Origin of the sequence: Enterobacter hormaechei subsp. hoffmannii, assembly GCF_001729745.1 — a bacterium.
Classification (GTDB): Bacteria; Pseudomonadota; Gammaproteobacteria; order Enterobacterales; family Enterobacteriaceae; genus Enterobacter; species Enterobacter intestinihominis.
On sequence record NZ_CP017186.1, the window covers coordinates 2926767 to 2939140 of the forward strand.

Annotated in this window: 11 protein-coding genes; 4 read left to right on the top strand and 7 right to left on the bottom strand. The window is 54.5% G+C overall.

Annotated elements, in window-relative coordinates; all coding sequences use genetic code 11:
- Positions 1-6: 6 nt before the first annotated feature.
- The 3 genes from BFV65_RS13720 to BFV65_RS13730 are packed head-to-tail and all read right to left on the bottom strand — an operon-like array spanning position 7 to position 3775.
- A complete protein-coding gene (locus tag BFV65_RS13720; protein ID WP_069596768.1) occupies positions 7-2196 on the bottom strand; it encodes a polysaccharide biosynthesis tyrosine autokinase in 2190 nt (729 codons plus the stop codon).
- Positions 2196-2645, bottom strand: a complete 450-nt coding sequence (locus BFV65_RS13725) for an arsenate reductase/protein-tyrosine-phosphatase family protein (protein ID WP_022648670.1) — start codon at positions 2643-2645, stop codon at positions 2196-2198. The genes BFV65_RS13720 and BFV65_RS13725 overlap by 1 nt, the downstream gene beginning before the upstream one ends.
- Positions 2645-3775, bottom strand: a complete 1131-nt coding sequence (locus tag BFV65_RS13730; protein ID WP_022648671.1) for a polysaccharide export protein — start codon at positions 3773-3775, stop codon at positions 2645-2647. Before BFV65_RS13730 ends, BFV65_RS13725 begins: the two co-directional genes overlap by 1 nt.
- Positions 3776-4230: 455 nt before the next feature.
- Here BFV65_RS13730 and BFV65_RS13735 point away from each other — a divergent pair, with 455 nt between their 5' ends.
- Both BFV65_RS13735 and BFV65_RS13740 read left to right on the top strand, forming a co-directional pair.
- Entirely contained in the window at positions 4231-4563 is a 333-nt protein-coding gene (locus BFV65_RS13735; RefSeq protein WP_022648672.1) for an RcnB family protein, read from the top strand.
- A complete protein-coding gene (locus BFV65_RS13740; RefSeq protein WP_045620917.1) occupies positions 4514-4990 on the top strand; it encodes a GNAT family N-acetyltransferase in 477 nt (158 codons plus the stop codon). The genes BFV65_RS13735 and BFV65_RS13740 overlap by 50 nt, the downstream gene beginning before the upstream one ends.
- Positions 4991-5079: 89 nt before the next feature.
- On the opposite strand, the gene apbC is transcribed toward BFV65_RS13740, so the two are convergent.
- Positions 5080-6189 (bottom strand): iron-sulfur cluster carrier protein ApbC, encoded by a 1110-nt coding sequence (apbC, locus tag BFV65_RS13745; RefSeq protein ID WP_023300574.1) that lies wholly within the window; start codon positions 6187-6189, stop codon positions 5080-5082.
- A gap of 137 nt (positions 6190-6326) precedes the next feature.
- Here apbC and metG point away from each other — a divergent pair, with 137 nt between their 5' ends.
- Positions 6327-8360, top strand: coding sequence for a methionine--tRNA ligase (gene metG, locus BFV65_RS13750; protein WP_023300575.1), 2034 nt, complete (start codon positions 6327-6329; stop codon positions 8358-8360).
- Positions 8361-8469: 109 nt separating this feature from the next.
- On the opposite strand, the gene BFV65_RS13755 is transcribed toward metG, so the two are convergent.
- From BFV65_RS13755 to BFV65_RS13765, 3 genes are read right to left on the bottom strand one after another with little or no spacing between them, the layout of a single operon-like run.
- Positions 8470-8940: a YehS family protein gene (locus tag BFV65_RS13755; RefSeq protein ID WP_015572337.1), complete on the bottom strand. Its 471-nt coding sequence runs from the start codon at positions 8938-8940 to the stop codon at positions 8470-8472.
- A gap of 46 nt (positions 8941-8986) precedes the next feature.
- Positions 8987-9706 (bottom strand): two-component system response regulator BtsR, encoded by a 720-nt coding sequence (gene btsR / locus BFV65_RS13760; RefSeq protein ID WP_022648676.1) that lies wholly within the window; start codon positions 9704-9706, stop codon positions 8987-8989.
- Positions 9700-11385: a sensor histidine kinase gene (locus tag BFV65_RS13765; RefSeq protein ID WP_003859271.1), complete on the bottom strand. Its 1686-nt coding sequence runs from the start codon at positions 11383-11385 to the stop codon at positions 9700-9702. The genes btsR and BFV65_RS13765 overlap by 7 nt, the downstream gene beginning before the upstream one ends.
- Positions 11386-11603: 218 nt before the next feature.
- On the opposite strand from BFV65_RS13765, the gene mlrA reads away from it, so the two are divergent.
- A complete protein-coding gene (mlrA, locus tag BFV65_RS13770; RefSeq protein WP_022648677.1) occupies positions 11604-12344 on the top strand; it encodes an HTH-type transcriptional regulator MlrA in 741 nt (246 codons plus the stop codon).
- Positions 12345-12374 lie beyond the last annotated feature (30 nt).

The following is a 12374-nucleotide window of genomic DNA, read 5'->3' on the forward strand; positions in this document are numbered from 1 at the left end:
ACGCCCCTATCCTTTTTTCCTCGAAGCATAACCGTAGTCATACTGGCTGTACCCCGAGCTGTAAAACAGCGCTGCGGATTTAACAATATCGTTGAGGATTGTGCCGCTGACCTTCACGCCAACGTGCTGTAGACGTTTAACGGTATTCTCCATCTCTTTCACGCTGGTTTTATCGTAACGGGCAACCATTAGCGTTGTTCCGGCTGCTCTGGCAACCAGCGCGGCATCATTGACGGCAAGAACTGGGGGTGTATCGATGATGACAATGTCATATTGCTCGTTAACCCAGGACATGATGTCAATGAACCGTTCGCTTAACAGCATTTCTAACGGACGCAGGGGTTCCGGGCCGCAGGTGATGACGTCAATTCCCCCTTTTTCAGCATGCTGAATGACCTCCCCAAAGTCGCGCTTCCCTTCCAGCAGGCAGGATAATCCGTGGCGGTTCTCCAGGCCAAAAATATTATGCACATAACCCTGGCGCATATCCGCATCAATAAACAGCGCCCGCTGACCGCTCTGCCCGGCAATGGCCGCCAGGTTCGTCGCCACCAGTGTTTTTCCGCAGTCCTGCGTGGGGCCAGAAATCATCACAATGCGATTCTCAGCCTCCATCATGGTGAAATGCAGACTGGTTCGCAGCCCGCGTACCGCTTCAACAAACATATCAGCAGGGCGATCGACTGGCAGGAAAGGCACATCCGAGGTTTTGTGTGTCCAGCGACGAGAAAACGGATTTTTTCTGCGCAAATGCGTTTTACTCCACAGCCACTGTGAACGTGGTAACGTCGCCAGAACCGGCATCCCCTGCGCTTCCAGCTGTTCGGAAAGCGTGATCCCACGTTTGAACGCTTGACGTACCAGTACGGTCCCCATTGAAAGGATGAGCCCGAACAGCGCGCCAAGCGCAATGATTAGCGCTTTTCGCGGTTTTATCGGATCCGGGAGTGTAACCGCCTCATCAATGATCCTCACGTTCCCGACAGCGCTGGAGCGGGAAATATTCAGCTCCTGCTGACGCGTCAAAAGCTGTAAATAAATCGTGCGGCCCGACTCAACATCGCGGCTCAGGCGTAAAATCTCCTGCTGCGTGGAGGGCATCGAGGACACACGGTTATTAAGACGATCCCGTTCCCGCACAAGGGTTTGTCTTTTTTCATGCAATGCACGGTAGGTAGGGTGACTCTTTTTAAAGAGCTGGGAAATTTCTGCCTCCCGGAACGTCAGCTCATTTAGCTGATTCTCAACGTTCACAACCTGATCCAGGACGGATTTTGCCTCTAAAGACAGATCCACAGAGTCGCGCTGCGCCCGGTAGGCATTCAGCCGCGCTTCAGCCTGATCCAGGTCCGCTCTGATTTTCGGTAACTGCTCCTGTAAAAAATCCAGACTACGCGAATCCTGAGCCTCCTGGCGCGCGATATTTTGCTGAAGATAATTTTCAGCAATCGCATTCAGCACCCGGGCGATTTTGTCAGGATCTTCACCCGTCAGGGTTAAGGTCACAATACCGCTCTGTTTCTCCGATTCCACGACCGTCAGACGCTTCTTCAGCGTGTTGATCGTCTCCAGGCGCGTCAACGACTTAAGCGAAAACTGTGTGCCTGGCGTCGCCTCAATCGAGGTCACCCGCAGCACGATCCCTTGCGTAACCAGCGTTTTACCAACCCGGCCGTCTGCCTCAATGTTTTCGCCCGTCAGGTGATACCTTCCCGCTTCCTGTACGGTCAGCGTGAGTTCTTGCGCTTTGCCCTCCACCTGCGGGATCTGGAGTTCGCCTAACGTTATGTTGCCCTGCCCACGCCCTTGCAGACGCTGCCAGAGACGCCCCACCACAGGCAAAACGCGCTGCTTTGCCTGATACGTCAGATCTAATTTGTCGACGGTCTCGCCAAGGATCATGCGAGATTTCAACAGTAAAATTTCAGGGGCAACATCCGGCGAAATATCGGTGCCCAGCTGGCTCAAGCCTTTGAGCAGGCCGTTATCCTGTTTGCTTTCTATTTGCACCATAGCATCCGCCTGATAAACAGGTGGCGTAACCCAGGCATAGAGGCCCGCGCATAAAGTGAAAAGGAAAGTCACGCACAATATCATCGTGCGGTGGTCGATCATTTCGCCGAGCAAACGAACGAGATCGATTTCATTTTGTTCGGGTGCCCCTGCACCATAACTGTCTGTTGTGTAAGACGACATTAATGCTTTATTCCTTTCTGTCCTAAACGACGTGCCCATTCCTGGCTGGCTTTACCCAATAGCCCGAACACATATTCAAACGCTTCACGGCTTTTACGATAGGGGTCTGGGATATCCTGCGGCTCCAGCCACTGCCCAAAAAGCAGCGACTTCCCCCTGTTTTCCGGTGCCATGGCTGCAATGAAGCGAAGATGTTCCGGCTCCATAACCAGGATGAGATCGGATCCCTGCATCAGCCTGCGTGTCAGCCTGCGCGCCACATGACCGTCGAGGGAGATCCCATGCCGCCAGGCCACGTCCTGGGCGCACTCATCCGCCGGATACCCCTCAAGGCCGAGTATTCCCGCCGAGGTGATGTGTCTGTCGGGCAAGTGCTGGCGCAAAAGCCGTTCTCCAATCGGAGAACGGCAGACATTTCCGGTACATACCACGAGTATTGATTCGAACATTATTGCGGCCACGATCTGATATAACGAACCGTTTCGGTGAGGTCATGCACCCCGCTGATTGTCGGAACAAGCTGTGTTATTACGCGATTCCAGCGGGAGAGTGGAGCAGTGGTGACATAGACAATGTCGTAAGGCTCAAGCTGAAACTCGGTGCCCAGCACCATGGCCGAAGCGTCTTTTGCATTCAGTTGATAGATATTCGCAATTTTCCCGGACTCGCGTACCGAGCGGATAACAAAAATACCCGTCGCATCAGCCATATTCTGGTCCAGGCCACCGGCATTGCCGAGCGCTTCAGCCAACGTCATGCCGCTGCGATCCATCTTCAGCGTGCTCTGTTTAACAACTTCGCCCATCACGAATACTTTCAGCGCATCGTTGCGGGGAATAAACAAGATGTCGCCAGGGTTGAGCAGCTTATTCTGGGTTAAATCGCCATGCTGCATCAGGGCATACAGGGAAATTCGGGAATCCTGGCCGTTGTGAGTCAGCACCACGTTCCGCCAGTCCGCATCAGCAGTAAGCCCACCTGCGGCATTAACGGCATCCATAACCGTCAGCGGAATGTTGGTGATGGCCTGCTGGCCAGATTTCGCCACTTCTCCCGTAACGTAGGCTTTTTGCGAACGGAAAGCGGCAACGCTGACGTCGACCTGGGGGCTTTCAATGACGTTATCCAGCCGCGCGGTGATCTCCTCGCGCACTCTGGAAACCGTTTTTCCCGCCACGTGCAGTTTACCCACGTAAGGATAAAAGAGCGTGCCATCGGCATTGACCCAGTTTCCCGTATCGCTTGCGCTGCGATACTGTCCCGCGGGCGTAGTCAGCTCCGGGTGATCCCAGACGGTGACCGTCAGGATGTCACCGATTCCAATACGGTATTCCCAGTTTTTGACCTGCTCATCAAGATTAGGATTTGCCTGAGATTTAGCTGCTGCGGGACGTAGTTTCTCAATTAATCCGGGCGTAAGTGGATAAATTTCGATTTGTTTATCTAAACTATTATTGAGATCAGCCGGCGCAATTATTTTTTTGCCTGCGGAACTTAACGTTTGGCCAGGAGAAATTACGCACCCCGCCAACTGACTTATTGCTAAGAATATTACAGATAATGCTGTTGTGTTTTTCATTTATATATACTTATCATCCCTGCTCGTAGCGAACGCCCGACGGGGCGCAGCCCTGCGCTAACCCACGCTTGAAATAAGTTTCTTTTCAAGGGAATACTAAAACGTAATCTAAAAGTGAAGACACGAATTGCCCGATCTGTGACGGGCAATTAATTAAAATATAATCTTCCTGAAAATCTTAAAGCCTGTGGCAAAAAAAAGCACGATCTACAGTTTATAAAATTACGGCAACAATGTATTTTCAGAATTAATTCAGCAAAACGATAGTTACAATGAATTATTCCCGTCAGCACGCATTCATATCAAAAATACTCACAACCGCTGGCACTACACAAAACCGTTCACTTTTGTTACATTTTTTTTCAAACACACCCTGTTTTGATACTTAAAATAGGCTGTCTGCCGCACTGTCCCCCGCAGACAAGCGTATCCATAACGATTTCACTGGAGAAAAAATGGCTAAGCGTAAATTGGTGCTTCTGGGTGTATTACTGTCTCTGGCGGGCTCCGCATTCGCAGCCCCGCAAACGGCCGCCGCGCCTTCCGGCATTAAGGCTTATGAAGAGCAGGAGTTCATCGCCGACTTCACCAAATTTAAGATTGGCGATACCGCGCCCGCGCAGTATCAGACGCCAGAGTACACCATCAAACAGTACCAGCTACGTAACCTTCCCGCGCCCGATGCCGGTACGCACTGGACCTACATGGGTGAAAATTACGTTCTGATTGGTGATGCTGATGGCAAAATCTACAAAGCCTATAACGGAGATATTTTCTATCACCGCTGATACGATGATCCGGCCCTGGCAGGAGGACGACCGGCCATTTCTGCGCACGCTGTACCTGCATGCACGACGCGTGGCCTGGCCATGGCTGGACAATTCTGAATGGCAGCTTGAGGATTTTGACGCCGCAACGCGTGACGAGCAGATCTGGGTTGCGATTCACGACGGTCACCGGGTAGGGTTTGCCTCCGTCTGGGAAAATGATAACTTTTTGCACAATCTGTTTGTCGACCCGCTGTATCAGCGTCTGGGAGTTGGCCGTTTGTTACTGGAACAAGTACAGAGGACGTTTACCAGTACAGGCGCGCTGAAGTGTCTGGTGAAGAATGAGCGGGCGGTTGCGTTTTACCAGCGCCACGGCTGGCACATTGAGGCGACGGGGGATTCTCCGGAAGGAGAGTATTATTTGATGCACTATCGGCTTGGGTAAAGTCAGGTGGCGCTACGCTTACCTGACCTACAAAATCGAGGTAGGCCGGGTAAGGCGAAGCCGCCACCCGGCACTGACGCGCAGAGGCGTTATACCGCGCGGAAGGCGATCTCACTCGGGATCACGTCCCCCTGCCAGTACAGTTGCGCCGCAACGCGCCCCGCCAGCTGACGATAGATTTCCGTGAATTCGCTATCAGGACGGCTGACCACCGTCGGCTTACCGCTATCCAGATCTTCACGCAGTGTGATATGCAGCGGCAGTTGCCCCAGCAGCTGGGTGTGATATTGCGCCGCCAGCTTCTCCGCACCGCCGGTACCGAAGATCGGCTCATGGTGTCCACAGTTGCTGCAAATGTGCATGCTCATGTTCTCGACGATGCCGAGTACCGGCACCTCCACCTTCTCGAACATCACGATGCCTTTTTTGGCGTCGATCAGCGCGATATCCTGCGGCGTGGTGACCACGACGGCGCCGGTGACCGGAATGTTCTGCGCCAGCGTCAGCTGGATATCACCGGTGCCCGGCGGCATGTCCAGCACCAGATAATCGAGGTCAGGCCACATTGTCTCCTGCAACATTTGCAGCAACGCTTTGCTGGCCATCGGGCCGCGCCAGACCATTGCGTTATCGTCCGTGACCAGGTAACCAATGGAGTTGGTCGCCAGACCGTGCGCCACGATCGGCGCCATGTGGGTACCGTCCGGCGAAGTTGGACGCTGGTTTTCAGCACCCAGCATGTTCGGAATGGACGGGCCATAAATATCCGCATCCAGAATGCCGACTTTCGCCCCTTCTGCCGCCAGCGCAAGCGCCAGGTTCACGGCGGTCGACGATTTACCCACCCCACCCTTGCCAGAACTGACGGCGATGATGTTCTTCACGCCGTTAACGCCCGGCTGATTTTTCACGCGCTTGAGCGTGGCGATGCTGTGGCTTAGCTTCCAGTCAATTGCTTTTGCGCCAGTAATGCGCAGCAGCTCAGAGCTGGTTTGCTCTTTCAGGGCATCAAAGGCGCTGGTCCAGACGAACGGCATCTGCAGCTCAATGTGCAGCGTATCGTCCAGCCATGCGACATGATGAAGCGCTTTCAGCGTCGTGAGATTGTGCTTCAGGGTTGGATGCTGAAAATTAGCCAGCGTCCCGGCGACCATTGCTCGTAAGGCTTCCGGTGATTTGGCCTGGGATTGAGAACTCATCCCGACTCCTTTGTTCTTGTGAATAAGACCTTAGATGAACAAGTTTACCTGAAAGGCCGTGGTTTGTGCTTACTTAATAATGCCCCTTTTGGTAATATCGAAAACCCTTTTCACAGTTAAAAGAAGTAATGCCTACTATGACTCAAGTCGCGAAAAAAATTCTGGTAACGTGCGCCCTGCCGTACGCCAACGGCTCAATCCACCTCGGCCACATGCTGGAGCATATCCAGGCTGATGTCTGGGTCCGTTACCAGCGAATGCGCGGCCACGAGGTTAATTTCATCTGTGCGGACGATGCCCACGGCACCCCAATCATGCTGAAAGCGCAGCAGCTGGGAATTTCCCCGGAACAGATGATCGCCGAAATGAGTCAGGAGCATCAGACCGATTTTGCTGGCTTTGACATCAGCTATGACAACTATCACTCCACGCACAGCGACGAGAACCGCGAGCTGTCAGAGCTGATCTACACCCGTCTGAAAGAGAACGGTTTCATTAAAAACCGCACCATCTCTCAGCTGTACGATCCGGAAAAAGGCATGTTCCTGCCGGACCGTTTCGTCAAAGGCACCTGTCCGAAATGTAAATCCCCGGACCAGTACGGCGATAACTGCGAAGTGTGTGGCGCGACCTACAGCCCGACCGAGCTTATCGAGCCGAAATCCGTGGTTTCCGGCGCCACGCCGGTGATGCGTGACTCCGAGCACTTCTTCTTCGACCTGCCGTCGTTCAGCGAAATGCTGCAGGCGTGGACCCGCAGCGGCGCGCTGCAGGAGCAGGTGGCGAACAAGATGCAGGAGTGGTTTGAATCCGGTCTGCAGCAGTGGGATATCTCCCGCGATGCGCCATACTTCGGCTTCGAAATCCCGAACGCGCCGGGCAAATATTTCTACGTCTGGCTGGATGCGCCAATCGGCTACATGGGCTCCTTCAAGAACCTGTGTGACAAGCGCGGCGATACCCTAAGCTTCGACGAGTACTGGAAGAAAGATTCCACCGCCGAGCTGTACCACTTCATCGGCAAAGACATCGTTTACTTCCACAGCCTGTTCTGGCCAGCGATGCTTGAAGGCAGCAATTTCCGCAAGCCGACTAACCTGTTCGTACACGGCTACGTAACGGTCAACGGTGCGAAGATGTCCAAATCTCGCGGGACGTTTATTAAGGCCAGCACCTGGCTGAACCACTTCGATGCGGATAGCCTGCGCTACTACTACACCGCGAAGCTCTCTTCCCGCATCGACGATATCGACCTGAATCTGGAAGATTTCGTGCAACGCGTGAACGCGGACATCGTCAACAAGGTGGTGAACCTGGCGTCCCGTAACGCAGGTTTTATCGCTAAACGCTTTGACGGCGTGCTCTCTGCCGAACTGGCCGATCCTGAGCTGTATAAAACCTTCACCGACGCCGCCGCTGCGGTTGGCGAAGCCTGGGAAAGTCGTGAATTTGGTAAAGCCATTCGCGAAATCATGGCGCTGGCAGACGTGGCCAACCGATATGTCGACGAGCAGGCACCATGGGTGGTGGCGAAACAGGAAGGCCGCGACGCCGACTTGCAGGCGATCTGCACCATGGGTCTGAACATGTTCCGCGTGCTGATGACCTGGCTGAAGCCGGTTCTGCCGCAGCTGGCAGCCCGCGCGGAAGCATTCCTGAACACCGAACTGACCTGGGATGCCATCCAGCAGCCGCTGCTCGGCCACAAGGTGAACACCTTCAAGGCGCTGTATAACCGCATCGAGATGAAACAGGTTGACGCGCTGGTGGAAGCATCAAAAGAAGAGGTGAAAGCGGCTGCCGCGCCGGTGACCGGCCCGCTGGCGGACGATCCGATTCAGGAGACCATCACCTTTGATGATTTCGCCAAAGTCGACCTGCGCGTGGCGCTGATCGAAAACGCGGAGTTCGTGGAAGGTTCTGACAAACTGCTGCGTCTGACGCTGGATCTGGGCGGCGAGAAACGTAACGTCTTCTCCGGCATTCGTTCCGCGTACCCTGATCCGCAGGTGCTGATCGGTCGTCAGACCGTGATGGTGGCAAACCTGGCGCCGCGTAAAATGCGCTTCGGCATCTCTGAAGGGATGGTGATGGCCGCAGGCCCGGGCGGAAAAGACATCTTCCTGTTAAGCCCTGACGAAGGCGCGAAGCCGGGTCAGCAGGTGAAGTAATAAAAAAGCCGGATGAGAATCCGGCTTTTTTTTGCCCGGCGGCGCTACGCTTGCACGGACCTACGAGTTTTGTAGGCCGGGTCAGGCGAAGCCGCCACCCGGCTAAAAATCACCCCTTCTGGTTATGCACCCGCTGCGTCAACCCACGCAGGAAATAACGCAGAAACTGATCCCCACACTCGCGGTAATTTTTATGATCCGGCGCGCGCATCATGGCGGTGATTTCCGGCATCGACACGCGAAATTTCTGCTCGGTCATGATCGCCAGAATGTCGTCAGTTTTCAGGGAGAACGCAATACGCAGCTTTTTCAGCACCGTGTTATTGTTCACCCGACGCTCCAGCGCCAGCTCAGGCGCAGATTCATCTTTGCCGCGCTTGTCGTAGATCAGGCCGTTCAGGAAGCCCGACAGAATGATGTCCGGGCAGCGAACAAAACCCTCTTCATCTTCTTTAGTCATCCAGGTGTCGAACCCGGCGGACGTGGATTCCATGTCGGAGAGCGCAAGAATGCGCACCATGTCATTATTGTTCGCTTTCAGGGTGTAGCGCAGGCTACGAAGAATATCGTTACTTAGCATAGAGCCTTCGAATGTCGATGATGCAATGGCGCGCAGTGTACCAGTTTTACAGCCCTATCGCCTCTTTCAAACTTTTCAGATAGCGACGACTGACGGGCACGGTTTGCCCTGCACGTAGCACCAGTTCGGCCTGGCCGTTATCTTCCAGGCGGATCTCCTTCAGGTGCGCCATGTTCACCAGATACTGTCGATGACAGCGAATCAGCGGCGTGCGGCTCTCCAGCGTGCGTAACGTAAGCTCGGTAAAGCCTTCGTTGCCTTCAGCGCTGGTGACGTATACCCCGCTCAGACGACTGCTGACAAAGGCAACGTCGTCCATTTGCAGGAGGTAAATCCGGCTGTGCCCGGTACAGGGGATAAACTTCAGGGGCTGCTGATGCTCCGGCAGCAGCGTCACGTCCTGCGCGGTACGCTCCTGGCGCAGACGGGTCAGGGTCTTTTCAAGGCGTTTCTCTTCAATCGGTTTCAGCAGATAATCAAACGCGTGCTCTTCAAACGCCTTTACCGCGTACTCATCAAAGGCCGTCAGAAAGACGATATAGGGACGGTGCTCCGGGTCGAGCATGCCGACCATCTCCAGACCGCTGATGCGCGGCATCTGAATATCGAGGAACAGCACGTCCGGGCGCAGTTTATGCACAGCACCGATGCCTTCAATGGCATTGGCGCATTCCCCCACGACCTCAATATCACTCTGCTCCTGCAACAGGACACGCAGGTTTTCCCGTGCTAACGGCTCATCATCAACAATCAGCACTCTTAACATGCGTTCTCCTCCAGCGGCAATCGTAAGGTAATTCGGGTATAGCGGTCTGGCTCACAGGCGACGGTGATACCGCAGTCATCACCAAAATGTGCGCGCAGGCGCTTATCCACCAGGCTCATGCCCAGACCGCCTGACGCGGAGGCTTCATACAGCCCCGCGTTATCTTCAATATCCAGCACCAGATGGTGGTTAAAACGGGAAGCGGAAATCATGATTTCTCCGGTTCCCAGCAGCTGCGACGTCCCATGCTTAATGGCGTTCTCCACAATCGGTTGCAGGGTAAAGGCCGGAAGATGCTGATACGCCAGCTCATCCGGGACGGATAACGACACCTGTAATCGTGACTGGAAGCGCGCTTTTTCAATTTGCAGATAGGCGTTTACATGCTCAATCTCGTCCGCGAGGGTGACGATCTCCGAGGGACGCTTCAGGTTTTTGCGGAAAAATGTCGACAGAAATTGCACCAGCTGCGCGGCCTGATCGCTGTCGCGGCGGATCACCGCCTTCAGCGTGTTGAGCGCGTTAAACAGGAAATGCGGATTCACCTGAGCGTGCAGGAGCTTAATTTCTGACTGCGTCAGCAGCGCTTTTTGCCGTTCATACTGCCCCGCCAGGATTTGCGCCGAAAGCAGCTGGGCGATCCCCTCCCCCAGCGTGCGGTTGATGGAGCTGAACAGGCGATTTTTGGCTTCGTAAAGCTTAATGGTGCCCATGACGCGCTGGTTTTCGCCCCGCAGGGGAATGACCAGCGTAGAGCCAAGTTTGCACTGCGGATGCAGGGAACAGCGGTACGGCACTTCATTCCCGTCGGCATACACCACTTCACCCGTTTCAATAGCGCGCAAAGTGTAGGCCGAGGAGATCGGCTTACCTGGAAGATGGTGGTCGTCCCCGGTACCGGTAAACGCCAGCAACTTTTCGCGATCGGTAATCGCCACGGCCCCGATATCCAGCTCTTTATACAGCACCTGCGCCACCTTCATGCTGTTCTCCTCGTTGAATCCCTGCCGCAGGATCCCTTCCGTCGACGCCGCAACTTTTAATGCGGTGGCAGAAAATGCCGAGGTGTATTTTTCGAACATGGCGCGTTTGTCGAGCAGAATGCGCATAAACAGCGCCGCACCAACGGTATTGGTGACCATCATCGGTGCGGCAATGCTGCTGACCAGATGTAACGCATCGTCAAACGGGCGCGCGATCAGCAGGATGATCGCCATCTGCGCCATTTCCGCCACGAAGGTGATCGCCCCGGCGGTAAGGGGACTGAACACTTTATCCGGCCGTCCGCGCTTAATCATATAGCTGTGGACGAGACCACCGAGCAGCCCTTCGACAATGGTGGAGATCATGCAGCTTAGTGCCGTCATACCGCCCATCGAATAGCGGTGCAGGCCGCCGGTTAACCCCACCAGACCGCCCACGACCGGGCCTCCGAGCAGCCCGCCCATTACCGCGCCAATGGCGCGCGTATTGGCGATGGAATCTTCAATATGGAGACCAAACCAGGTCCCCATAATGCAGAATATGGAAAATACGACGTAGCAGAGGAATTTGTGCGGCAGACGGACGGTGACCTGCATCAGCGGAATGAACAGGCGCGTTTTGCTCATCAACCAGGCGATGACAAGAAACACGCACATCTGCTGAAGCAACAGCAGCACCAGATTAAACTCGTACATACTCACAAACCGCACATTCTAAAAACGCGTAACATACACTGATGGCGGTTAACTTTCTTTGAAACGTGCCAAAAAAGCGATAAATCGTGTCCGTCATCACACCTTTTGCCGGAGATAACCTGTCTTTCGTATAATTTGTACAAAAAAGAATCAAATCTTCCTGGTTCCGCAAAGTGGGTCTACAGTTAAGCTGGGGACGCGCAAGCCTGGGGGCGAAAATGGCGCTTTACACGATAGGTGAAGTGGCACTCCTGTGTGATATCAATCCCGTTACGCTACGGGCGTGGCAGCGACGGTATGGATTGCTTAAGCCGCAAAGAACGGACGGCGGGCACCGCCTGTTTAACGATGCGGATATTGACCGGATCCGCGAGATCAAAAGCTGGATCGACAATGGCGTACAGGTAGGCAAGGTGAAATCGCTTCTGAGCCAGGACGATCCAGATACGCAGCATCTCTGGCGCGAGCAGCAGGAAACGCTGCTGAGGCTGTTGCAGACCGGCAATTTGCAGCGTCTGCGCGGCTGGATCAAAGAACAGGGTCGAGACTACCCCGCGCAAACCCTGATCACCCATCTTTTTATTCCCCTACGGCGTCGGCTTCAGTGTCAGCAAACCACCTTACAGGCACTGCTCAGCATGCTTGATGGCGTGCTGATTAACTATATTTCCGTCTGTCTTGCCTCAGCGCGGAATAAAAACAGCAAAGATGCGCTGGTGATCGGCTGGAACGTCCACGATACCACCCGGCTGTGGCTCGAAGCCTGGATTGCCACCCAGCAGGGCTGGCGCGTTGACGTGCTTGCACACTCCCTGGCACAGCTCAGGCCGGAACTGTTTGAGGGGCAGACGCTGCTGGTCTGGTGTGGCGAAGTCCCCTCCGCTTCCCAGCAGCAGCTCCTGACGGAATGGCGCGAACATGGTTATCCCGTTTACTCGCTGGGGCCAAATGCGTTGTAACGCATTTAATGGTTCATTAACAGCTGCGCT